At 33.2% G+C, this 24,695-nt stretch carries 25 protein-coding genes; 13 read left to right on the top strand and 12 right to left on the bottom strand.

Annotation, left to right across the window (positions count from 1 at the left end; translation table 11 throughout):
* Nucleotides 1-634: 634 nt before the first annotated feature.
* The gene (locus QO182_RS06105) at nucleotides 635-1,798 is read left to right on the top strand and encodes a hypothetical protein (RefSeq protein ID WP_371537302.1); all 1,164 of its coding nucleotides are present in this window, start codon (nucleotides 635-637) and stop codon (nucleotides 1,796-1,798) included.
* Between the two features lie 224 nt (nucleotides 1,799-2,022).
* On the opposite strand, the gene QO182_RS06100 is transcribed toward QO182_RS06105, so the two are convergent.
* Nucleotides 2,023-2,475, bottom strand: coding sequence for a hypothetical protein (locus QO182_RS06100; protein ID WP_371537305.1), 453 nt, complete (start codon nucleotides 2,473-2,475; stop codon nucleotides 2,023-2,025).
* Nucleotides 2,476-2,756: 281 nt separating this feature from the next.
* Between QO182_RS06100 and QO182_RS06095 the strand changes: the two genes are divergently transcribed.
* From QO182_RS06095 to QO182_RS06045, 11 genes are all read left to right on the top strand, one after another.
* A complete protein-coding gene (locus QO182_RS06095) occupies nucleotides 2,757-3,713 on the top strand; it encodes a CorA family divalent cation transporter (RefSeq protein WP_371537307.1) in 957 nt (318 codons plus the stop codon).
* Between the two features lie 87 nt (nucleotides 3,714-3,800).
* Nucleotides 3,801-4,727 carry an alpha/beta hydrolase gene (locus QO182_RS06090; RefSeq protein WP_371560495.1) on the top strand — a complete coding sequence of 309 codons (927 nt, stop codon included), beginning with the start codon at nucleotides 3,801-3,803 and terminating at the stop codon, nucleotides 4,725-4,727.
* 647 nt (nucleotides 4,728-5,374) lie between these two features.
* Entirely contained in the window at nucleotides 5,375-5,962 is a 588-nt protein-coding gene (locus tag QO182_RS06085; protein WP_371560494.1) for a DUF4202 domain-containing protein, read from the top strand.
* Between the two features lie 77 nt (nucleotides 5,963-6,039).
* Nucleotides 6,040-6,264, top strand: coding sequence for a hypothetical protein (locus QO182_RS06080; protein WP_371560492.1), 225 nt, complete (start codon nucleotides 6,040-6,042; stop codon nucleotides 6,262-6,264).
* 1 nt (nucleotide 6,265) lies between these two features.
* Nucleotides 6,266-6,901: an HAD family hydrolase gene (locus QO182_RS06075; protein WP_371560491.1), complete on the top strand. Its 636-nt coding sequence runs from the start codon at nucleotides 6,266-6,268 to the stop codon at nucleotides 6,899-6,901.
* Between the two features lie 550 nt (nucleotides 6,902-7,451).
* The gene (locus tag QO182_RS06070) at nucleotides 7,452-7,979 is read left to right on the top strand and encodes a DUF4833 domain-containing protein (protein WP_371537321.1); all 528 of its coding nucleotides are present in this window, start codon (nucleotides 7,452-7,454) and stop codon (nucleotides 7,977-7,979) included.
* A gap of 255 nt (nucleotides 7,980-8,234) precedes the next feature.
* Nucleotides 8,235-8,930, top strand: a complete 696-nt coding sequence (locus QO182_RS06065; RefSeq protein WP_371560489.1) for an SMUG2 DNA glycosylase family protein — start codon at nucleotides 8,235-8,237, stop codon at nucleotides 8,928-8,930.
* A gap of 82 nt (nucleotides 8,931-9,012) precedes the next feature.
* The gene (locus QO182_RS06060; protein ID WP_371537326.1) at nucleotides 9,013-9,177 is read left to right on the top strand and encodes a hypothetical protein; all 165 of its coding nucleotides are present in this window, start codon (nucleotides 9,013-9,015) and stop codon (nucleotides 9,175-9,177) included.
* A gap of 139 nt (nucleotides 9,178-9,316) precedes the next feature.
* Nucleotides 9,317-9,526: a DUF2945 domain-containing protein gene (locus QO182_RS06055; protein WP_371560487.1), complete on the top strand. Its 210-nt coding sequence runs from the start codon at nucleotides 9,317-9,319 to the stop codon at nucleotides 9,524-9,526.
* A gap of 314 nt (nucleotides 9,527-9,840) precedes the next feature.
* Complete coding sequence (locus QO182_RS06050; RefSeq protein ID WP_371537329.1) at nucleotides 9,841-10,191, top strand: hypothetical protein; 351 nt, start codon at nucleotides 9,841-9,843, stop codon at nucleotides 10,189-10,191.
* Nucleotides 10,192-10,626: 435 nt separating this feature from the next.
* The gene (locus tag QO182_RS06045) at nucleotides 10,627-11,175 is read left to right on the top strand and encodes an acyl-CoA thioesterase (protein ID WP_371537332.1); all 549 of its coding nucleotides are present in this window, start codon (nucleotides 10,627-10,629) and stop codon (nucleotides 11,173-11,175) included.
* Between the two features lie 114 nt (nucleotides 11,176-11,289).
* Here QO182_RS06045 and QO182_RS06040 read toward each other — a convergent pair whose 3' ends face one another.
* From QO182_RS06040 to QO182_RS06025, 4 genes are all read right to left on the bottom strand, one after another.
* A complete protein-coding gene (locus QO182_RS06040) occupies nucleotides 11,290-12,594 on the bottom strand; it encodes a M28 family peptidase (protein WP_371560485.1) in 1,305 nt (434 codons plus the stop codon).
* 132 nt (nucleotides 12,595-12,726) lie between these two features.
* Complete coding sequence (locus QO182_RS06035) at nucleotides 12,727-13,980, bottom strand: alkaline phosphatase family protein (protein WP_371560483.1); 1,254 nt, start codon at nucleotides 13,978-13,980, stop codon at nucleotides 12,727-12,729.
* 495 nt (nucleotides 13,981-14,475) lie between these two features.
* Nucleotides 14,476-15,069: a hypothetical protein gene (locus QO182_RS06030; RefSeq protein ID WP_371560481.1), complete on the bottom strand. Its 594-nt coding sequence runs from the start codon at nucleotides 15,067-15,069 to the stop codon at nucleotides 14,476-14,478.
* Between the two features lie 368 nt (nucleotides 15,070-15,437).
* Nucleotides 15,438-16,742: an APC family permease gene (locus tag QO182_RS06025; RefSeq protein WP_371560479.1), complete on the bottom strand. Its 1,305-nt coding sequence runs from the start codon at nucleotides 16,740-16,742 to the stop codon at nucleotides 15,438-15,440.
* Between the two features lie 687 nt (nucleotides 16,743-17,429).
* Between QO182_RS06025 and QO182_RS06020 the strand changes: the two genes are divergently transcribed.
* Nucleotides 17,430-18,212, top strand: a complete 783-nt coding sequence (locus QO182_RS06020; protein ID WP_371560477.1) for an SDR family NAD(P)-dependent oxidoreductase — start codon at nucleotides 17,430-17,432, stop codon at nucleotides 18,210-18,212.
* 253 nt (nucleotides 18,213-18,465) lie between these two features.
* Here QO182_RS06020 and QO182_RS06015 read toward each other — a convergent pair whose 3' ends face one another.
* The 7 genes from QO182_RS06015 to QO182_RS05985 form a co-directional block, all read right to left on the bottom strand.
* Nucleotides 18,466-19,635, bottom strand: coding sequence for an ATP-grasp domain-containing protein (locus QO182_RS06015; protein WP_371560475.1), 1,170 nt, complete (start codon nucleotides 19,633-19,635; stop codon nucleotides 18,466-18,468).
* Between the two features lie 322 nt (nucleotides 19,636-19,957).
* Nucleotides 19,958-21,010: a hypothetical protein gene (locus QO182_RS06010; protein WP_371560474.1), complete on the bottom strand. Its 1,053-nt coding sequence runs from the start codon at nucleotides 21,008-21,010 to the stop codon at nucleotides 19,958-19,960.
* A gap of 213 nt (nucleotides 21,011-21,223) precedes the next feature.
* The gene (locus QO182_RS06005) at nucleotides 21,224-21,946 is read right to left on the bottom strand and encodes an SDR family oxidoreductase (protein WP_371560472.1); all 723 of its coding nucleotides are present in this window, start codon (nucleotides 21,944-21,946) and stop codon (nucleotides 21,224-21,226) included.
* 147 nt (nucleotides 21,947-22,093) lie between these two features.
* Nucleotides 22,094-22,489 carry a hypothetical protein gene (locus QO182_RS06000; RefSeq protein WP_371560470.1) on the bottom strand — a complete coding sequence of 132 codons (396 nt, stop codon included), beginning with the start codon at nucleotides 22,487-22,489 and terminating at the stop codon, nucleotides 22,094-22,096.
* A 422-nt stretch (nucleotides 22,490-22,911) separates the two neighbouring features.
* On the bottom strand, nucleotides 22,912-23,400 hold the full coding sequence (locus QO182_RS05995) for a hypothetical protein (protein ID WP_371560468.1): 489 nt from the start codon (nucleotides 23,398-23,400) through the stop codon (nucleotides 22,912-22,914).
* A gap of 90 nt (nucleotides 23,401-23,490) precedes the next feature.
* Nucleotides 23,491-23,745 carry a hypothetical protein gene (locus tag QO182_RS05990; RefSeq protein ID WP_371560466.1) on the bottom strand — a complete coding sequence of 85 codons (255 nt, stop codon included), beginning with the start codon at nucleotides 23,743-23,745 and terminating at the stop codon, nucleotides 23,491-23,493.
* A 16-nt stretch (nucleotides 23,746-23,761) separates the two neighbouring features.
* Nucleotides 23,762-24,055, bottom strand: coding sequence for a transposase (locus QO182_RS05985; RefSeq protein WP_371560464.1), 294 nt, complete (start codon nucleotides 24,053-24,055; stop codon nucleotides 23,762-23,764).
* Nucleotides 24,056-24,695: the final 640 nt, after the last annotated feature.

Genomic DNA, 24,695 nt, shown 5'->3' with positions numbered 1-24,695 from the left:
TGGTTTTAAAGCACTTTCCACCTTATTGCTTTGGGCAAAAAGGAGAATTGCTGTCGACGAAGAATGTTTACGATCCAAATTCATACACAATATGACGAATAGAAATGCTAATCCTGACAATAGCTTTTAATTTTTTAGCTTTCTTCTATTCCAGCTATGTATCAGGCTACATTATATTTTTCAAAAATACACTTTTCAGAATAAAAAATCTACTAAACTATAATCCACCCGTTTTAAAAAATTATCTTGATAATTGGCCTTACTTTATTTTCACTAAAGCTATTCATGCCCAAGACAAACCACAACTAGAAGAGGCTTGTTTATGTTTCAATTACAACTTGCCTTGATCAAAAGTAAGGCAAAAGAGATGCAGATCTAATTTCCTACAAGATGCACATCCATTACTAAATACCTAGAAAATAGATTGTTGCGATTAAAATAGGTTAGTTATAATATTTTTATAACTTTGTAAAATGAAAATTCAGGATTATAAGACAACTCATGCAAAATGAATTGTCAGACGTTTCATCCTTATTTTGTTGCTCGCCTGGGAAGCGAATTTCATCATAAAAAAATCGTTTTTTACTCGTATTCCTTTAATTTTTCACTTTTTCTAATTCCCAAAAAACATTTTATGTATTTAAAAATCACTTTGATACTTAGCCTAATGCTATTATCGACCGGAGCTATTTATGCGCAAGACAAACCTGAAGTAACCATAGGTGGTGCTTTACGATTCAATTATAATTTATCTTCTTGGAAAGAAGGACAAAAAAAACGTGGTGGTGATTTTGGCTATGATGTATTTCGCATTAATGCTAAAGCCAAATATAAAGGAATCAAACTAAATGCTGAATATCGTTTGTATTCAGAGGGTTTTGGTGGCGGAATGCTAAAACAGGGTTGGTTAGCTTATGATTTTGATGCTAAAAATGAGATTCAAGTAGGACTTACTCAAGTACCTTTTGGTATTACTACTTACAATTCAAACAACTGGTTTTTTAGTATCAATTATTATATAGGTCTAGAAGACGATCATGACATGGGTGTTAAGTTCACGCATACTGATAAAAAATGGAATTATGCTTTGGCTTTTTTCAAAAATGCAGAAGAGTTAAAATTTGGCAGCAATTCTGATGTTTCAGATAGTCGCTACTCTTATGATGTTGCTTCTATTGATTTAGATGGTGATGGAATTTTAGATTTACGAAATAAAGAAACGAACCAAGTTAATGGAAAACTTAACTATACAATAGGAAACGACAGTATCAATCATAAAATAGGTACTTCGGTACAATATGGCGGATTGTATAATTTAGATACCCAAGAAATGGGATCACATTATGCAGCGGCATTGCATTATGAATTAAAGTACAAACGTTTTGGAGTAAAAGCTCAGGTGTCAACCTACAAAAAAAGCCCTAAAAACCCGAACGGAGAAAGCGACGAAATTATTGCGATGACAGCTTACGGTGCCCCATATTTGGTTGCAGCGGAAGGAAACACCTATACTTTAGGAGTACAATATACAGTACCTGTAAAATGGGGGCCAGTATCAAGTTTACAATTCTATAATGATTATGGGTACTTGGAAAAAATAAACTCTGATTTTAAAGATTCGGCTATGAATGTCACTGGTGTTTTAGTTTCTGCCGGTAATGTTTATACTTACTTTGATGTAGCGGCAGGTAGAGATCAGCCTTGGCTAGGTCCAGTTTGGAAAAACGCATTGGCAAACGGAACAGACAATGCTAATTGGGAAGTACGTTTCAATATGAATATCGGGTACTACTTTTAGTCCCTTATTACAATATAAGAATACAACGGCTTTTCTCTTTACTAAATTGTGGGAGATTTGCACATCTTATAACCAAAAACAGCCTTTAATCCTGATTGGACTAAAGGCTGTTTTTTTTTTTAAAATTCTTATTGTCTAAATAATACGATTTTATCTTTTAACTACTAAAAGGAAAATAAAAAATTCTGTGCTATTTAACATAGCACTTCTGCAACTTTTACGCATTAGTATACGTCTTCAATCACATAATTTGTTTCATTAAATTGAAAGGTACTTCCTTTTTCTAAACCTCTCATGTTTGCATAAATAGGCGCTTTGGTTGAAATACCAAAAACTGTTTCTCCATCAACTTCTACTTTTTCACTAGATACACCAATAAAAAAAACGAATTGCTCAGTAACAACAACTGCTCCGGGTAAAACAACTGTCTTTTCTTTTGTGACATCCAGATTATTCAGGTACGTTAATTCTTCTTGCGCAAAAGCAAGTTCGTCACCGATGGCTTTCAACAATTCATATTTACCGGCCCTGCGATCTTCACTTTGGCTGGCAGATTCATTTTGGCTGAATGTATCGTCATTCATTTCAGCTTCTCGCTTCTTAAAATTATCAATCAATTCATTTTGCTTTTCTATACAAGCTTCTAATATTCGGGTTTTAACTATTCTACTTTTCATAATATTGACATCAGTTTAATAAGTCCTAAAGATATACTATTTATTCTACAACTACCATTAGCTTGAGTACGCTGTAAAAGTTTAATCAATTTCTGATATGAATAAATTACTATCACGGTCTCATCTAGCAAGATCAGGCATTTTACTAATTTTATCATATTAATTCATATATTCGTAAGGACGAAATTATATGGGACTTAAATACCCACTCTACTTCAGGACAAAATAAATAGAACATAATAAGTAACAGTCCTGAAGTTCATATAATAATTGTAAAATTTATGATAGAATTATATTTAAAGACAAATGAAGTAAAAAAGTTCGATCATGTTAGCGAAATTGATATTGAAGCGATCGATTTATTTAATATTCGGATTATTGATTATACTGACAAAATATTAAATGAGGTTTCTGAGAAATTTGGAATCAACATATCGATTTTTAAGCAAAAAGAGGATATCGAAATAAGTTCCCATTACCTAAAATCATATGATCAACTATCTTTTAATTTTTCAATCCCCAAATACAATTCGGAGACTCTTTTTAAAGAGGAAGAAATATTTATAATCATAAAAAAAGAAGTAGTATTTTATTTTTTATCCTCAAACATTGATAGCGATTTTTTAAAACTAACCAAAACGAGATATGATTTCACGAGTATCCATTTTAGTTCTCATTTAGAACATTTTGTTTTTCAAATTGGAATAATATCAGATTATTATGCCGATTTGACTGAAATAATATCCAGAAAGATCAAGCGTTTTTATGAGAACATTTTAAACTCAAAAGAGTATAGTGAAAAAGACTTAGATTTAATAATGATACTTAACTTCAATAATCTATTGATAAAAGAATCGATAAGTAATTTCCAAAGAATACTTCATTTACTGATACAAAGTAAATTTGAGTTGAAGACGATAACAACTAAAATCAACTTAGAACTAGATGATATCGCCGTGATTTCAGACCATATTCAATTTAATTTTGAAAGGCTTGATGACTTAGAGGACAATATAAACAGTAAAATTGATTTAGAACAAAATAAAATATTTAGAACATTGACCATTATAACCGTATGTATCTCTTTACCAGCACTAATTGCGGGAGTATACGGAATGAACTTTAAATATATGCCTGAGTTAGAATGGGAATATGGTTATCCAGCAGCAATAGGACTAATGGTAATTAGTTTTGTAATCGCTTTAATTTATTTTAAAAGGAGAAGATGGATTAAATAAATCCAGTAAAAAAACTGTCAACTCACACCCATTATTACCCAGTTCTAAAGCATTAAACACAATGCTAATCATTTTAATAAAGCAGACATGAATCTAGATAGAGACTTTACTTTTCACACCATAGAACTAGCTCCTGATTACGATGGAGAAGCCATTGCTACATTAATTTCTTCAAAACACAATTTAGGTAATAGAAAGAGTGTATTGTACATACATGGTTATAACGACTATTTCTTTCACGCCCATGTGGCTGAAAAATTCAATGAAAACAACTTTGATTTTTATGCCCTTGATCTTAGAAAATACGGCCGATCACTTTTGAAACACCAGCACCCTAATTTCTGCAAAGACATTGAAGAATACTTTGAGGAAATATCAATTGCAATCCGTGAGATTCATGACCTTAGTAAAGAACCTATTTACCTGTTAGGCCATTCCACCGGGGGATTGACAGCAAGCAGTTACATGAATAGTGGCGCTGAAAGAAACCTTATAAGCGCTCTTATTCTAAATTCACCATTTCTTGACTTTTATCAATCTAAATTTGAGAAGTTCTTCAGCTATTGGGGTTCAAAAATCATTTCGACTATTGCTCCGTATGCCAAAATTGAAGGTGCATTACCACCCGTGTATGCACAAAGTGTAAATAAAAGCTATCATGGAGAGTGGGATTATAACCTCGAATGGAAACCGATAAAAGGATTCCCTACCTATTTTAAATGGGTGGTCGCGATAAGTAGCGCACAAAAAAAACTAGCACACTCTAACATCAAAGTACCTATTCTTGTTATGCATTCTTCTAGTTCCAAAAAGATTAGTACTTTCTCAGAAGTAGCGATGTCTAGAGATACTGTATTAAATATTGAAGATATAAAAAGAGTTGGAGTCACGCTTGGCGATGAGGTAACCCTAATGCAAATAGATAATGCGCTGCATGATATATTTCTATCTCCAAAACCAGTTAGAGAAATCGCCTTTGAGAAGATGTTCGCCTGGTTACTAAAAATTCGATAAATAAATTTTTTTATAGTCCCGAATAAGAAAATTTGAATTACTTATTTATAAAAACCCCACCTATAAATTCCCAATTATACGTCTTACATATTCCATTATCAGAAAATCCCATGTAATCAATGATTATCTAGGAATCGCAGAAACATTAAAACTTGAAGTGTAAAAACTACTTGATACTTTCTTCTGTGAGTGCAAAGAGGATATTGAGAAACCAGGACTAATGGATCGCTTCAATAATTTTGTAAATTATTATTAAATAGGACAGTATAGAGTCTATTTCACTGAGAGATCAGAAAATACCAAAATCTTGGAAATATAAACGAATTCAAAATTTAAAATAAAACTCCGAACTATTAAGGGGCTAAACTAAGACATTAGTATTTAGCTGTCAATTATTAATAGATTCCGACTTGCAAATAAAAAACACAATCATAAAAAACAATAGCGACAAATATTAAACCCTATAATTATAATCAGTTACGGTTTAGTTCAAAGCAGGAAAAATGACAGATTCCCTATCCAATAGAGGAAGTTGTTTTAAATACAATGAAAAACAAATTGCAACATATCTCGTTAAAATTGTTGAAAACGAGGTATTCGTAGGCATTTTAGAATAAATATGTACCTTTGATAATATAACTTTCAAAATGACAAAAACAGCCTTTTTTGACGCTAGTGAATTAATTGATGTTCAAAACGGACAAGATCCAAATAGTGAAATATTTCAATCAGAAAGCCATCCAAAAGAATTATTATATTCAAACAGAATGTATACTAAACTAATGGAGTTTGAACCAAATGCTTCTGAGGCAGTTCAAATTGCGGCAAAAGCACAACACATCTGCCGTTGGAAAATCGCGCGAGACTCCTACCCGATGGATCGTGTGGGTTATTTAACATGGAGGGGAGATTTGAAAAAACTTCATGCTCAAACTACAGCTGCAATTTTAGAAAAAGTAGGATACGATGAGGATTTTATCGCCAGAGTTTCCTTCTTGATTAAAAAAAAGCAACTTAAAAAAGACGAAGAAACCCAATTGCTGGAAGATGTGATTTGTTTAGTTTTTATGGACTATTACTTAGAGCCTTTTGTTGAAAAACACGATGCTGAAAAACTAAAAAATATCATTCTTAAAACTTGGAATAAAATGTCTGAAAAAGGACATCAGCAAGCCTTAAAAATCAGCTATTCTGCTACAAACCTTCAACTGATAAAAGAGGCCATTGGATTGTAACACTAATTAAGTATTCATTATTATACAAGAAAGTAGAGACTATAGAATTAATATAGCTAGTATAATTTGCTTTCATTATGAAAAACAAAATTAAGCAGTCTACCGAAAATCTAAATTTCAAAAAATTAAAGGGAATGTATCTTTTCGCTTTAATTACTATTAGGGTATTGCTTAGTCAAATATTGATTCAAATTCAAACCTTGCATAATGCAGCGATGTATGCCGTAGGAGTTTCATGGGGTTACATATCGACGCAAGAATTAGTGACCGATGAAGCAAAAAAAAATATAAATACCCGATAATATGAAATACAAGTGCATTATTTTTGACTGTGATGGCGTACTGGTCGACAGCGAAAAAATATCGATTGGAACAATGGTAACTATGGCAAATTCTATTGGTGTTCCCTTAAATGAAGAAAATGCAGCTGATTTATTTTTAGGAAAATCATTAAAGTTTTGTTTCGAATATATAGAAAGTCTAAGCGACAAAAAACTGCCCGATACTTTTGAAGAAGAGTTCCGAAAAAAATCATTTGCAGCCTTTAAATCTGATTTAAAACCTATTGCAGGAGTCCATGAATTAATAAACCAACTTAAAGTTCTGTTTTGTGTGGCTTCTAATGGACCTGCTGATAAAATAAGACTCAACTTAACCACCGCTAAATTAATCGATAAATTCGAAGGAAACATTTTTAGCGCTTACGACATTAACAGTTTTAAACCAGATCCTGGTCTTTATCTATATGCTGCTAAAACTATGGGGTTTGAAGTGCAAGATTGTGTTGTTATAGAAGATAGTGCCGTAGGCGTCCAAGCGGCTTTAGCAGGAGGTTTTGCAGTTTATGGTTTTGTACCACATGGCAATCAAGCACATTTACAAGGACTCGGTATTCCGCTATTTGATAGTATGGAAAAATTGATACAGCTCTTACAATAAAGGTGCGGTAAGTCCCTCGCTTATAAAGGAAAAAAATTGGATTTTGACTAAGGTCCTTATGGAAAATCAGGAAAAAGAACTAGAAATGACGTAAGTATTTTTTAAGCAGGAGCCAACATCAATCCAAATATCTTTTCAATTAAAAAATGCCAAGAGCCTAAGCTTTCAAAAACCGAATTAGTCCCACTAATACTTATTTTTTTGTGCCTATTCCAGCCATTCACTATAGCCCTCACTTAAAACTTTTTTTTACTAAGTCGATTCAGGAGCTTCCTTCGGTCGCTCTGCCACTCCCGTAAAAAATCAGTTTTTCAGTCGGGGCTACCGCTACTGTCTGGGGCAGAATTCTCTTTAATAAAGAACAATAGCACCCTGTACCACATTTATAAAAATAAATTTCGAATAGAAAAGAATATAAAAAACTTAATAGCTACCTTTATTATCGCAAGAAGTATTCAAGATTCACAAGAACCTTGCTCCTCGAGTAACCTTAAACCGTTATTGATATTTAAAATCCAGTAATGCCTTAAAAACCAAAATGTTAATCATAATGAAAATAATATTCCCTCTTTTATATATGTTTTTTTGCCCTTATATGTGCTTTTCACAAAGCGATTATCCAGAACCCGCAAAAACAAATACACGGTTGTTTTATATTCAACATAGTAACAACCATAATACATACGTCTATGACGCTAATATGAAAGGAGGAGTAATTGATTCGTCTCAACCTATTAATCAATATCAAATAGTTTATACTAAAAAAGGTATAAAAAAACCTTTATCGACCCTACAAAGGAAATTTGCTTATGGGATGATTCTGCAAGAATCGCAACCTAACTTATTCAAATTTCGTCTTGCAGCTTCAAAAAAAATATATTTCTATCTTAACAATAATGAAGATAGAGGCCCTAGAATATTTGTCACCGCAAATAAGCGCAAGATGTATTTAGACAAGATGTTTATACAACTTAAATATGGTTTTTTTGGCCTTAAGCCTAAAGCTGAATACGTGCTGTTTTATGGTAAAGATTATAATTCTGGCAAATCTATAACAGAAAAAGTTACAATGGAATAAGTCCATGTTGTTGTTTGTTTTTTCACTACAGATTCTAATTAGATATAAATTAGCAAAGTAAATACAAAAACGAAAATATCGTACAGTACTAATCTGAATAGTTAGTGCGCAAAAACCGCTTCTTTTCATACTACTTGACGGTTATCGTTCACTGCAAAATAAAAAACCTATAAACTACTTAAGAAATTTTTCTCTTTATTCCTTCGATGAATAGAAACAATAAGTATACAGGATAAGCAATAAAATTAATTTTTAATGACAGAAACCTTTGGAGATAAAGTGATTGATTTTAATCGTCATTTACAGTATTCAGATCAACTGCCGGAAAATTTTCGGGTACTTAACCCCTATCTCGATAATCCTGAAACGATGGAGGTAATGCAGCAGTTTTATACTAAATTTTACCACGATACAAATCAACGTCAATTTATTATTGGGATCAACCCTAGCCGTCACGGAGCCGGAGTAACAGGAGTGCCATTTACGGATACCAAACGACTAGAGAGTGATTGTGGCATCACAATGCAATCCGCACATACGCATGAAGTATCCTCTGTTTTTATGTATGATTTAATTGCTGATTATGGAGGAGCTAAAGATTTCTATAGCCAATTTTATATCAACTCACCATTTCCTTTAGCTATTGTCCGTAAAACAAAGGAAGGAAAATGGTTAAATGCTAATTACTATGACGACCCTGTTCTGTTTGAAATGGTGAAAGATTATATGATTTCGTCCTTAAAAAAACACATCAGTATGGGATTAGACACTTCGAAGGTTTTTATTTTAGGTAAGAAAAATGCAGTTTTTATTCAAAAGTTAAATAAGGAAGCTAAATTGTTTGATAGCATAAAAGTCCTTGAACATCCACGATACATCCAGCAATACAAATCCAAAGAAAAACAGATTTATATTGACAAGTATATACTAACATTGAATAACGTCGAATGAGTTCAATAAAGGCACATAACATTTATACCATAGGCCATTCTATACATAATATAGCTGAGTTTTTTAGATATACCGCACTCCTTTGACATTGATATTGTTACCGATATACGCCGATTATGTGGAAACTGAAATATTTGAAAATGCTGTTGCTGAACTGCAAAATATAGATTTAGAACAAACCACAGCTTATATGTGTTCCGAAGCAGTTTGTGGAGATGTCATCGTTCGATGGTCTCCGATTATCTAAAAGTAAAGGGTTGGAAAGTATTACATATTAACGCCGCTTGAAAAACTCAGGAACATAAATACACTTCACCGGCAATAATAATTGATGGTAAAGTATTTTATTCTGAAGAAAATTAGAGCTATAATTTAAAAATATATTTATGGAAACAAAATTTAAAATAGGCGACAAAGTAAGCTGGAACTCTGAAGCAGGGAGAGTTTCAGGAACGATTATTAAAATTCATACAAAAGATTTTGATTATAAAGGTTATACACACCATGCTAAGGAAGAAAACCCTCAATACGAAATAAAAAGTAGTAAGACGGATCATATTGCTGCCCATAAAGGGAGAGCGCTTACTAAACTCTAAAATAGATAACCTAAAAAACGAACAGAGGAACCAACGAACTGCTAAAATCACCAACACCTAAGATTTTGTGTTTCTATTAGCTCCGTCCTTTAAACTGGCTCTTGGCTATAAACGAAAATTCTATAGCCCTTTTTTTTAAAATTAAGAAACACGATAGCACGCAAAAGTTTTCTGTGCACACAAACTAAATAAACACGCAAGTTCTCACCTTAACCCCAATTATTTTATATAAACAAAAACACCTATACTTTTTATATTTCTCAAGAAAGTACTATTCTTGTAGCAGTTTTATAAAAATAAAATTCCAATCAGAAATGAATATCAAAGATTTAATAGGAACCTTCAATATTGTAGGAAGCAATCAAGACGCTGAAGAAAACAATTATAAAGGCATACTCACTTTAGCGGCTGATGCCAACAACAGAATTACAGCCAATTGGTTTATCAATAATGAACAAGTACAAAAAGGCACCGGTTTTTTTAAAGATAATATTCTGGTTATTAATTTTAATTACAAAGGAGAAAATGATAAAATCTTTAAGGGTGTAGTCGTTTATCGTTGTCTATCTAAAGATTTATTAGATGGTTTTTGGTCGGAGAAACATGGAGACCCGCTTTATCTTGGTACAGAACGTTGTTTTAGAAGCAGCGAAATTATAAATTAAAACTACTTTTTTCAAAACATTAAAAAAACTTAAATCCATATTGAGTTATTTTATTAAAAACGCATCGTTCCCTCTCTTTACAACCACTTAAAAAATGAAATAACCTTTCAATGGCTAGTCCCTTATTATGAAGGAATGAATCGTCTGTGTACCGATCAATCCTGAGTAACCACTAGATTTACATAGTAAACGAAGTTGCTGTGAAACTAAAAACGATTTAGAAATTAAGGTTCTTTAAGCCTTATTTCTAAATTTTCTCAATGCCCTAATGGTAACAATAACTACTGTCCTTTTATACTATTTTACAAAAGCATTTTGAACTTTTAAAACAAAAAAAGACAATTAAGTTTAATTCATCGTCCTACTGTATTTTATAAAAAATAAAAAATTATTTTTGGCGATTCAGAAATATTATATTTTCAAAAAAACGTCAATATGCATACAACTTTCAAAACGGTCAGCTCATCGCACATCACGATATCTGAATTAATGCTTCCCTCCCACACTAACTTTAGCGGAAAAATCCACGGTGGATATATTTTATCGCTGATGGACCAAATCGCCTTTGCTTGTGGTTCTAAATTTTGCGGGAATTATTGTGTGACTGCTTCTGTGGATACGGTGAATTTCCTAATGCCTATTGAAGTGGGTGAATTAGTAACCATGAAAGCAAGCGTGAACTACGTAGGGAATAGTTCTATGATTGTGGGCATTCGTGTCGAGTCGGAAAATATTCAAACCGGAAATGTGAATCATTGCAATTCCTCTTATTTTACGATGGTTTCTAAAGACAGTAATGGCAAAAATGCCGCTGTTCCCGGACTTATTTTAACTACCTTGAAAGAGGTGACTCGGTTTCAAAATGCCCTCAAACAAATTGCATTAAGAAAAGAAAGAGATGAACATCAAAGTATTGCCTCCTTTGGGTCAATAGAATCAATTGTAAGTTCTAATAAATACAAAGTACAAGTCGAATTGCGTTAATCAACTTTTGCAAAACAAAAAAACCATTTAGAAATTAAGGTTCATTAAGTCTCAATGCTTAATTTTCTTAATTTCTAAATGGTTTCATAAAAGTCTTATCTATTACAAGAGTACCTACCTTAACTTTGCAGTATCTACTCGCGTTGGCGTGTCTTTTCCGCTAATTATTGTAGACGAACTAATCGCAATGGCTTTAATGATTTCGGTCATATTGTTCATGTCCAATGTTCCTATTTCATCACTCGCTTTATGATAATTGGGTTCGCTATCCATTTTAGAAGTCGAAATCGTATGTGCCGGAACGCCTTGTCTAGCTAGTGTAGCATTATCAGATCTGTAGAACAATTGTTGCTCTGGATACGGATCTGGGTGGAATTTAAACTGTGATCCTTCTAGGTTTTTCTGCAAAATTTCTCCCATATTCGATTTTTCAAAACCGGTAATATAAGCCGAGTTTTTTCCCCATTTCGATTCAGTTCCTATCATTTCAAGGTTGAACATCGCGATCACTTGCGCAGGATCTAGTTGTTTCGAAAAATATTGCGCTCCGTAACCACCCAATTCTTCGGCTACAAAAGCCGTGAAGATGATCGAGCGTTCGTTATTATTTAGTTTCTTGAAATACTCAGCCAGTACCATTACAGCCGTTGTTCCGGCTGCATCATCATTGGCACCATTATAAATTGAATCAGTAGCATCGTGTTGTTCTCCTTCTGCAGGTGAACCTACGCCAAGATGATCGTAATGTCCTGAAAATATTACATATTCGTTAGGTTTGCTTTTTCCTTTCAACATCCCAACTACATTATTTAATTTTTGAGTCGTGATTATATTGGTCGCTTCAATTGTATAATGCGTTGCTTCGGTTGTTCCAAAAACAAACACTACCGTATTTTTCCCCGGAGTAGCGGCCATTTGCCCCATATGTTGAATATTGGGAAGTATCTTTCTAAAAGACTCATCGACCAAAACCAATAAGTTTTTATCGCTTTGGTAATATTCAAAAAACTTTGCTCTAACATCCTCACCCGCTCTAATGTTCACCACCGCAATAGGACTATTCTCTGTAAAAGAAACCTGAGGTTGGTACGAGAACGAAACCATCGATCCGGCATCAATAGCCTTACCGTCAATCGTTACCTCCAGACTTTTTCTTTTGGCCTCCGTCATCTCAAACTCCTGCTTGTAATCTTTGGCACCGTTCAAGGTTTGCAAGCCTATTTTCTTGAATTGAGACTCAATATAAGCCGAAGCTTTATCAATTCCTGGGGTAAAGGCTCTGCGCCCTTGCATATCATCAGCAGCAAGTACTGTCTCAATTGCGGTTACTTTTTTGACACTTATAATTTTATCGATGGACTGCGCCTGCGCCATTAAACCGGAACAAAGGACAAGACCGCTTAAAACAATTCTTTTCATATCTATATTTTTTAGTAACAATAGGTTCCACCATAAGACTGTAGAATCAAAAATCTGTTACAGTAAATATACTTTATTTACCCCTTTTTCCAAAACTAACAATTAAACAGCTCCTTTTATCGAGCTTCTTTTTTAGTTTATTTTCACCCAAGTGTTAGTAATCTGGTTTTTGGTTTGCATCACAATTTTCATGTATTTAAACGCTTTATTTGGTTTAACCGTGCCATTAAACTCTTTGTTCTGAATATCCGTTTCCCCTAGCAGTGTGTAGGTGTCTTTTTTGCCCTCTTTTTTACCATTCGTATAGCTCACCAATATTTTAGCCTTTTCGCTTTCATTTGCCGTTGTCAACCATTTTAGTTTTAAGAATTTTTCATTAAAACAAAAACCTTCTAAATCGTATATGTCCACTTTCTTAGTAAGCGAAACCCCATCGAGTTCATACGCTGTTTCGTCCGGCAACGGAATATCCATAAAATCACATATAGTAGGAAAAATATCCACTATTGCTACTGTATTATTTTTAAAATAGTCGTTTGTCGTAGGCTTGTTCATAGCAATCCAAGTACTTCTCTCGCGGTACGATTGTCCTCCGTGGTGCTTTCCATCCGCAGGCATCCTTCCATGATCCGTAGTTACAATCACCAACCAATGTTCGCCTGTTTCTTTCTCTCTCAGTTTCACCGCATCGGCAATCAAACCTATCAGTGCATCTTCATAGGCAATGGTACTGTAAAGCTCCGGACTATCCCCATAAATATGCCCCATATCATCGCTATGTTCTAGATACACCCATGACAAATCTGGACCCGTTTCATAAATATTATTGGCCGCCTCTCTTGCAACTTCGGCATCAATTCTCTTCAAATATTTGTTCAAACTATCGTGCGGAAATCTCTTTTTGTCTAGTTCTAAACCGTCAAAATGATAATCCATTTGCATATTATTCGTCTGTGGCAATCCTTCACCCACTAATTTGGTTCTATTGTCTAACCAAGATGAATAAATAGCCGTTTTCTTGTTTGGGTAAGCATCTTTCAACACTCTAAAAATCGTTGGGTAATTGTAATTGGGTTGTGCAATCGCATTATCCAGTACATTGTGTTTGTTAGACCAAGTTCCAGTCAACATACTATTGTACCCCACAGCCGAAATGGTTGGCGTTTCAGAGTAGCCGCCTTTTCTACCACCAACATACGCCTCCGAAAAAGCTCCCGTTTTGGTCATCGCATCAATAGAGCTCGTATTGGCTTTATAGAATTGGTCCGTAGCAATGCCATCTACTAAGATCATCACCACTTTATTTACCCCTTTATCAGTTTTAGCCCCTTGCGCATGCAAAGAGATAGATAGCATTACAACCAAGCCAACAATTACTTTTTTCATTATTCTGTGTCTTAAAATTTATAGGTCACTCCCACAAAGCAGCGACCAATGATCAAAACGTAAAAGTATTGTCTAAAAAAAATATTCCAACACCCCTTCAATTACTAAAAGTTTATAGTATGGTAAAGGAATTGTAAATCAAAAGGAATAACTAGCTACCAAGGGGCAGTTTATTTTTCAGGAGCAATACGATCGCAGTTTTGAAAAACGACCCCTCCTGCTATCCGCTAAATTCCCGCTAATAAAAACTACGACTAAAAAACCTTAATTTTCTAAAGCGCGAGATTCCGCTCCCATCGGGGCTAGCAATTACAACTCTTTTCCATAATTATATATAATTCAGAAACGTACTGCTATTGCTCATTGCTGCAACTACAAATCGCAAACATGATGACTTATTCTTGTAATTAAGTTAACATTTGGTGCTATCGAATATTAATTATGAGAGTAAATAAGAGTACTTTTTTAGTAGGAAGAGCTGTTTTTAAAATAATATTAGTGTTGGCTAATACTTATTTTTAGTATCGTTGTAGATGGTTTAATTTTAGATTCATCAATTGTATAGGTAGCAAATGGAACATCCAACTGGAAAGACATATTTCCAATAGTACTGTTGGTACGACTTTCAATTTCACTTCCGTGCGTTTCTATAGTAGGATAGGTTTTCATTAAATCTTGATAGGTTGAGCTAACGCCAATGCCGTTTTTTGTTTTAAACTTTGGAGAACTTATCTCAATCATTCCTATATCCTCTTTATTTTCATATTTAGGAAATATAAATCCTATTTCGTCTCCATCATTATCCAGTATTGCATACCCATCAAAGGAACCTTCTCCATTGCGTTGCACGCTTTTTTTCAAGTATTTTGATTTTGGATCGATTTTATCTCCTATTTCAAAGCCCATAAAACCATTCTCTGTAATGAGGTTCGTATTGATTTCTCCATTTTGTAAATCGGCTGCAGTGTAGTCTTTCGAACTCTCTTGCTCCATTTGTTCTGGAGTAGTTTCCTGTTTTTGATCTTTTTCTTTGCAAGAAGAAAATACGGTCAAAGCCATTACGAGTATAAAGAAGTTTATATTTTTCATGTTTCCTATTTTAGTATTAGTCTAGGATGATTTTTTTAAAACGGCATACAGCGTTTAGCATACCAAAGGAAGCGATTTTATATCACAGTACTTTAGGTTGCATATACAAACAATGCTTAATGCAAGACAAAAGCCTTTTTTTACTACTCATTTAACCCTTTTTTACAGGTACTGATAGCAGTTCATACTTTTATTCCTCTTTGTTTTGTTCAATCAAATGTGCCCTATTTTGATTAAAGGACAGTAAATTATCCCACAAAGCAGAGAAGATTTCTAAATCCGTATTTTCTACAGCTGTCAATGCTTTTTGAAGGGTTTGCGCAGCTGCATTTGTAATGAAATGATATCAAAGAAACCAAATCTAAAGACTAGTTGGCATCTATTTTGTCCACTTTCATTTTTCGATCCCTATATTTTCTAAAAAGGTATTCAATAATTAAAGCCAGTAGGAATATAATGATACTGGCATAAAAAGCACTTCTTTGACTTTCCCATTGGTATTTCATTAGCGCGACAAAAACAGCCAAAAGAAGAATCAAATTGAATATAATAAGGATGCCATTCCCTCCATACTCTTTTCGTAATTTAAAGTGAGAAATGAGCACAAAAATATAAATAGCAGTAAATATCGAACTAGTAATAGTAGCAATTGCGCCCAAATTAAAAAACAAGGCAAATGCAAGACCTAAGCCAGCTGTAATATAAAGACCTTCGGTTGATTTAAACCACATTTTTCTCTCAAAAAAGTCGGGTAATTCTCCGTCCTTTGCTAGTGAATAAGCAATATTTGCTCCTCCATAAATAGTAGCATTTAAAGCTGATGAAATAGAGAATAAGGCGCCTATTGTGATCAAAATAAATCCAAAATTACCTAAAAATGGTTCCGCAGCTATAGCCAAAGCATTTTCCTTTGCTTCAATAATTGCTGATAATGGAAGGTTTCCAATGGTTACTAGAGCAATTAAAATATAGAAAATAAGCACAAATAGGATGCTTATAACAATTGCCAAAGGAATATTTTTCTTTGGGTTTTTTATATTTTCAGATGTGTTTGTAATAAGCCCAAAGCCCATATAAGAAAGAAAAAGGATAATAGAAGCATTCAGTAAACCACTGCTGTGAATAGCATTAAAACTCGGTTTTGCCATTCCCCAATTGATTGTCATAAAACCACCCAATATAAACACCAGTAAAATCGATATTTTTATGAAAACAATATAAAATTCAACTTTCCCTACAGCCTTACTCCCAAAAAAATTTAATGCTGTAAAAAACAAAATAATGATTACTTCTACTAACCCAATAGCTAGTGGCGTACTTTCGACATGTATAAAAGGAAGTAGATAACCCGCAAACCCTTTAACAAAAAGGGATATAGATATGACATAGGACAACCACATCAATATGCTTAAAGTACCTGTAACAATACTATCTCCAAGTCCTTTTAATATAAAGGCAATAGGACCTGCATTTGAGATGATTTTTCCACCCAATGTAGCGTAGGAATAAGCCACTGCCAAAGCATAAAGACCAGAGAGAATAAAGGCCTCTGGCAAATCATTTCCAGCAATTTTAGCGCCTAAACCAAAAATCGAAAAAATACTGGCGCCTATCATCGTGCCTACTGCCATTGATATTACTTCAACTAAACTAAGCTGCTTATTTTTTTTCATTGTGTTTTAGTGTCATTTCCAGAAAATAGAATTCTTTATGTGGTAGCCAAAATATGTGCAAGGTCTCCCAACTTCGTTTCCACAACTTTCTTCTGACTTGTATGATTGCCTATTGCAAAGGCTACGAACTCAGGACGGTTCGCAAGCGGATAGTAGATTTCAAAATCTATTACAGTAAAAGTAGAAAAAATAAGACAGCTAAGGCCAAGAAATGGGATACTTTATACGCAAATTACTCACTTATTCTTCAAAGTAACCGCACTAGGAAACGTAACTAGTTCCGCTTTAGGAGCAGTACGATTCCAGTGTTCAATAAACCATTCTCCTGCTGTCCGCTGTATCTCTACACTACGTTACGAGGATGCCGCTACCATCAGGGCTAGTAATTACGAGTAATTTTCATAATAATTTTTCCATCGAGACTAGTACACGCCACCGCACGAAAACTCTTGTGTAGAACGCCATCGTTACGTATAAAAAAAGCTAACAACTGCTTCATGCTTAAAATAGTAACTGCTTAAATAAAAACACTATTACACTAAAAAAATAGCAGACAATTATATTAAATTAATCTTAATTAGTCTTTGCTGCATTTTCTTATTCCTATTTTTGAGATAATACAAGTAAAAAGATCGACAGTTCATACTGGAGAAAAAAAGAAGATAATAACCTAAATTAGTACAAAAGATGAAAAATTTTGAAAATAAAAAAGTTGTAATAACAGGCGGCGGAAGCGGAATTGGAGAAAAAATTGTAGCCGAATTATATCAGGAAGGTGTTAAAGATTTTGCCGTAATAGGTAGAAGCACGGAAAAGTTAGAAGCTCTAAAAAAAGAATTTCCTAAAGCCGAATTTGAACTTTATAGTGGCGATCTCGCTAAGGTCGAAGACATTAAAGAGTTTGCTGCAATTGTTGAAAAGAAATGGGGAACAGTAGACATTTTGATTAACAACGCAGGTGTGGTCAGTGCGGGATCAATTAGCAGCATTTCTGATGATGATATCATTGCGCAAACGAATATCAACGTAATCGGATTAATTTTAATGACTAAGCACATGCTTCCTTTATTGAAAAAAAGTAAAGAAGCAGCACTGATAAATGTTTCTTCTGGTTTAGCATTAATTAGCATGCCTTTTTACGCTCCCTATGCAGCGACTAAAGCGGCTGTAAAAGCATTTTCTGAATCGATTAGAAGAGAGTTAAAAGATTTCCCTATCCAAGTAACTACCCTATACCCTACTGCAACTGACACCCCAATGATGAAAAATTCAAATTCAGGGGGCTTACATTCTCCTGAAATGGTTGCTAAAAAATTAATTGAAGGTATAAAAAATAACGAAATCGATGTGATTTTAAGTGACTTAGATAATGTAAAATTGAATCGTGATAATCCTCTCGAATTTGATAAAAAAGCGGCGGCTATGTTTGATGCATTTAAGAAAAGAACAGAAAAACACAGGTCAATGTAAAAATTCCTATTCCTTTTATCCAGAAATGGAAATAAGAATTATTCGAACTTAGAAGAAATTTTTCTAATACGTTTAATCCTTATTTCCATTTTTTTTGTTCTATTTAATATTCATTTGTTTTTTATCATAGAATGCAGTAGCGGGTATTAAAACACACTTACTTTTAAATTTAGCGGACTTTGTAAATCAGCACCAACTTTGGGTTTGGCACTTAAGCCTTATTATTTTTATACATTGTTGGCGGTAGTAGTTTTTATTCTCTAACAATGATATATTTTCTCAAATCTGAACTGAGAATATCGTATAATTCCTTTTTGTTTTTTTTGTCAGTTTTTAAAAAAACAAAACCAAAAAGAGGATATGTGTTAATATCTAAGGCTCTTGTCAAAATAGGGTTTTCAAAATCATCAGCAAGTGCTTTATAATCAAATCTTGCAATATCAGCAGGCTTAATACCTGAATTATTATCTAAAACGATTAAGCTAAATATTTTGTCTTCTTTGCCTTCGTATATAGTATCCCAATTTGGACAAGTGTTTTCAAAATAGTATTTATAGGAATTAAGCCCCAATGTAATTCCCGATAAATCACCAGTAGTACACCATCCTCCAAAACGAAGTGGGTTGATTTCAATAGGAATTATTTTGCCGTTCTCATCAATCCTTACTTCTGCATGAGCCGGAAAATTCTTTAAATTAAGTTTATTGCCAATTGTGCTTAAAAACTGTTCCAATTCATATTTATATTGATTGATAATTGCTTTAGAAGTAGAATATACTCTGTCGCTTGTATCTGTTCCCGATGAAAAAACGTGGTGTAAAATATTTAATATAACCACCTCACCCTTATCATTATGATAATAATCTATAGCGTATTCTTCTCCTTGAATAAAATCCTCAATAATAAAGTGGGAAGTATCAAGTACATTTATTGGAAAAATGCTTTTAAGATTGTCCGGCGTTATTTTCTCTTTTGCCTTAATCCAGTCATTTTCATCATTTATAATATAGACACCAATACTTAAAAACCCGATGGATGGTTTTATGACAAATGGAAATGACAATTCCTCGGTAGCAATATTGTGAATATTTTCTAACTTGATTTTTTGGAATTTAAATTCTGGAAATATGGATTTAATTTGCTCTCTGAATTTTACCTTGTCTTTGAGGATATTGATTTGTTGTGACAATTCACTTTCCCAAAAGTGTTTATCTATCCAACTGAGAACATTTTCTGAATTGGAATATATCCGCTGAGAAGGGTTGTTTTTTATAGTTGCTATAGCCTCTTCTTCGCTAATCCAATTTAAGGAAGCGTCAGCCACTAATTCTTTAGCCACTTTTGTTGCAACAACTTGATAGTGATTTTCTTTTATCGTATCTATAAGAAAATCTGAAATATATGGTTTATCTATTAGGTACATTTTTAATTTCTATATAGGATTTATCTAAATTATCGCCAATGTTCCCGCGCCTGTAGCCGTTTGCGACTTACGAAGACGAGTATTTTCGGCTAAACGAAAATACGATAAAAAACGGTATTTCCCCCGCTCGTGAACACAAACAAATGCAACATCTTACTCATTGATTAAATTAACCGTGATATTACAATTTAGCTCTTCAGTTTTAAAATATCTATATATTATGGCCGATAGGTATTGCATCTACTTTATTGGCACGAGCGGGGCGTTCATTGTTGGCTTTACAAGCCCAACGAACCCTTAGCTGTTAGCTACAGTATTTTTTTTAAAAATATTCAATTGTTCTTATAACTTCTTTTACCTTAAATTCATTTCGAATATATGTTTTCTTAATCCAATTTCCTTTTTTGTCAAATGTCGTTTGAATCTGTGTTACCTCTTGCTTTTCAGGTTCTCCATTATCCATCATAATTGGATTTATCCATTTAGAAATGATTTTATCCTGATAAATATATGTGCTGTAATAACTTTCTAAAACATATTTATCTTTAAAATATTTATGTTCTATTTTTGTTGAGTCTTTCCATTTGAAATTAGTGCTTTTTTGAAATGTAAGTCCACTTTTTGTTGAAGTTTGTTCTTCAATATTTATTACTACATTATCATTTTCATAATTTTTTTCGGTTACCACTAAACCTAAATATCTTTCTCTATTAATTATAATTGTATCTCCAGCTTTCGTGTGATTATATAACGTAGAATTGTTTGGATTTAATGTTTTTGTTGTAGAATACCCTAATTTATTTATTACACCAAATCCATTTTTGGTATTGATGTTAAGTTCTTTTATTAAATTATTTTTTGAATCATACTCAAAAAGGCTATAATATCTTAATGTGTCCTTTTCAATAAGATCTCTTCTTTTAATTAAATTATCTTTAAAATGATTAATAATCCTACTTCGCTCAACCATCTCTTTTGAAAATATTTTTAGTGAGTCTGGAAATTGTAAATCACGATTGAAATATTGAAGTACAATTTCTCCATTTCCGTTTTCTCTATTAATTTCAACTTTTGATATTCTATTTAAGCTATCATATGTTGTTACCTTGAATGGATTTTGTGAATTTTTACTGTATACTAAATGTTTTATAATTTGATTTCGACTATCATATATAGCTTTATAATTATTTGATAAATCATTCTTTTTTTTACCCTTATTATCAAATTCATAATTTTCTATAAAAATTGATTTCGGAGAATGTAAATGTTCCAAGTATTCATAATCAGATTTATATATGAATTTTTCAATTGATTTTCCTTGTGAGAAAATAAAATTAGTTGAAACACAAAATAGTAGTAGCAGTATTTTTCTCATTTTATAATCGTAAGATTTGTCTTCAGGGTTTTATTATTGCCAAAGTTCCCGGGCTTGGTGAAGGTGGAGATTTTTATCAATAGTTTCCATGCGAAGAACAAATTTTATATAACCATAAAACTGTCTGCGGAGCACTGGACTGCCACTTTTAACAAACCCGTGTTTGCAGTTCGGTGTTCTTCTTTTCCAACGTTATTTATTTGCCTAATGTAATTATGGGTTCATTTTATTGTAAGTCGCACTGATAATATCTGGTGTTGCTTTTGCCATAACTTTACTAAAACCAAAAGTCAATTCTGTTTTACCTTCATTCATTTGTTGAAAAACTGCGTTTACAAAATCTGAAACAAGTGGTTGTCCATCGTGTAATCCTTTACCACCGAGGTCTGTGTTTAATGCTGGCGGTATCATTTCAATTACTTCAATATTCTTTGACTTTAAAATATGTCTTAATGAAAGAGTAAATGAATGAAAAAAACTTTTTGTGGCACAATAAACAGGAACTTTTGAAAGTTGAACAAATGCCAATCCTGACGTAACGTTGATTATAGTGTCCAACTTCTTTAAATTAATAAATTGAGTTGTCAAGTGAATAGGTGCTAAGACATTAGTGTTCACTTCCTCCTCCGCCTTTTTATAAAAATCATTATCTGAAATATTCATCCAATTCTGGACGCCTGCATTATTTATAAGCACATTCAAGTCAGAATGATTTTCTGAAACCCAATTATAAAGTTCGATACGATCTGCTTCCACTGATAAGTCGGATACTTTAATAATTACAGAGGGAAATTTGTCCTTTACTTCTCTTAATGCAGTTTCTCGTCTGCCACAAATTATTACGGTATTATTTTCTTGGATAAATCTCTCTGTAAGTCCCAAGCCAATACCACTTGCACCACCAGTAATTAAAATTTTGTTGTTTGATAGTTTCACAATTTTTCTTGTTTGTTTATTTTTCTAATATTTTGTTACGTTGTCGTCTGTTGCAATGACTGCTAACGTCAGTTCGTATAAAAACCTCCAAACTGTTTTATTAGGTATTAAATTTAAAGTAAATATAGGCGATTTAAGCTACAATATTTATTTTTTTATTATAAATACGTTGACTGTTTGGAAAAAAAGTAAGCCATAAAAAAGCTTAAAGTAAGTGCTACTAACAGTAAAATAGAGGCGCAGTAGTTTTAGATACTGTTTTAGTAGGTTTGGATCAATTAAATTACAAATTCTACGCAGATTGTAAGCTGTCAAGATCAGTCCCACATTGGCAGAGGCGTGTTTAATGTTTTTCTTGGTCATGATATAACAAAAGCCCCATTGTCTTTTGATGACACCATAAGGGTGTTCCACGATGGCTTGTCGTCTTCTGTATACTTCATAATTATTTTCGATTCGTGCTTTGTTTTGATAAATCACCGCTACCGCACGAACCCCTTCGTGTGGTTCGTTATCATTAAATACTAAAAACAACCACATCATCTATTAATCCTTTTAGACCTGCATAATCTGTGGCGCTGCTATACACATAATCTTCTGGTTTATAAACTAAACCTTCTTCTACAGGATTATTATGTACATAGTCTATCTTTTATTGAATAACTTTATTACTCCACAACTCTATTGGTTTATTATCATGTCTCCAAAATTGATGATGTTTTACATTTGAACTTTTCTCTGCTTCTTTTTTAAAGAAGTCCAACAAGAGTTCCTTTCTACTATGCTTCGCCAGTTCGCACTTTCAGGCTCGGGTCTCTTGGATTTTGTTGTATACTTTTTACAATGGATCGACTAGTAAACCTCTTCAAATCTCCAATCAACAACTCCGGTTTTTGACCGGAGTTGTAGCGACACATGTGTTAAGCGCGAACGATTTGCCTTTCCAATTATCGATTCCAATTTTATTAATAATTAATAATTGGCGGAGGTGGGACACGAAACATTTTATCAACTTCACTTAATTTAATTTTTTTATTCGTTTGAGTGAATTTATGTAAATTCTTAATCTTTTCTAATGATTTTCCAAAAAGCAAAAATTGATGTAACCCGTTATATTCATGAATCATTAGTTTTTTGGATTGTTTACCATTCTTTAGAGTAAAAGCAAAAGTTTCTCCATCTTCACCTGAATGATTTGCAAATTCTTCGTCCTTTGGAAAAGTTATAGTATCTAATATATTTTGAATCTTTTCTTTTTCCTCGCTACTTAAAATTATAAAAGAAGTTTGTGCCTCATGCGGATAGGTATTAATATAATAAAGCGCATCAGAAGAATTAAACTTTAAATAATAGGATTCATGAATGCTCCATTTATAAAAAGTAAAATCGTGTTTCTTTTTCGGAGATTGACAACCTGAAAAAGCTATTATTAAAATTATTACTAAGATTCTCATTGTTATCGATTTTCTATAATAGCTATTAACGCTTCAAATTTCGGTCAGCCCACCGTTACCGCACGAATCCCTTCGTGTGGCTCGTTATCATTAAATACCAAACATTCTAAAAACAACCACATCATCAATTAATCCTTTTAGACCTGCATAATCTGTGGCGCTGCTATACACATAATCTTCTGGTTTATAAACTAAACCTTCTTCTACAGGATTATTATGTAAATAGTCTATCTTTTGTTGAATAACTTTATTACTCCACAACTCTATTGGTTTATTATCGTGTCTCCAAAATTGATGATGTTTTACATTTGAACTTTTCTCGGCTTCTTTTTTAAAGAAGTCCAACAAGAATTCCTTTCTACTATGCTTCGCCAGTTCGCACTTTCAGGCTCGGGTTCCTCGGATTTTCTTGTATACTTTTGACAATCGATCGACTAGTAAACCTCTTCAAATCACCAATCACCAACTCTGGTTTTTGATTATTTATACTCCTGAAAACTAAATGAACATGATTACTCATTATACACCAAGCATGAATTTCTAACCCCTTGCTTTTTTGACAAAATGTTAGGCTTTCAAGAGATAAATCTTTGTACTCATTACGAGTAAATACGTCTAACCAACCTACTACGCAACTTGAGCGCAGCGGATGCACGAATACCTATAAAAAACAATAAAAACAGATGAGTAAATTTATAAAGTACAAACCCTCTGGATTATGGAATTTATAATTTCTGCTCATAGTTGCTGCTCTACCGTTTAAGTAAATATAGGAAATTTAGTTTTACTCTACATGGACCACACGAAAGGATTCGTGCGGTAGCGGGGAAACTTATAAAGTACAAACCAGCTGGATTATGGAATTTATAATTTCTGCTCATAGTTGCTGATTTAAGGTTTAAGTAAATAATAGGAAGTTTAGTTTAAACTTTTATGCTAGTGCGCTGTTCACGTACCACACGAAAGGATTCGTGCGGTAGCGGGGGATTTATCTAAATTATCGCCAATGTTCCCGCGCCTGTAGCCGTTTGCGACTTACGAAGACGAGTATTTTCGGCTAAACGAAAATACGATAAAAAACGGTATTTCCCCCGCTCGTGAACACAAACAAATGCAACATCTTACTCATTGATTAAATTAACCGTGATATTACAATTTAGCTCTCCAGTTTTAAAATATCTATATATTATGGCCGATAGGTATTGTATCTACTTTATTGGCACGAGCGGGACGCTCGCGCTCAATGTCATTAAGTTAAGGGTTTTTCAAAAGCTATCTTTTTGATTTTTAGTTAT

The organism is Flavobacterium sp. Arc2 (genome assembly GCF_041431385.1).
GTDB lineage: Bacteria > Bacteroidota > Bacteroidia > Flavobacteriales > Flavobacteriaceae > Flavobacterium.
The sequence above is the reverse complement of the archived record's forward strand: the minus strand, read 5'-3'. Positions and strand labels throughout refer to the sequence as shown.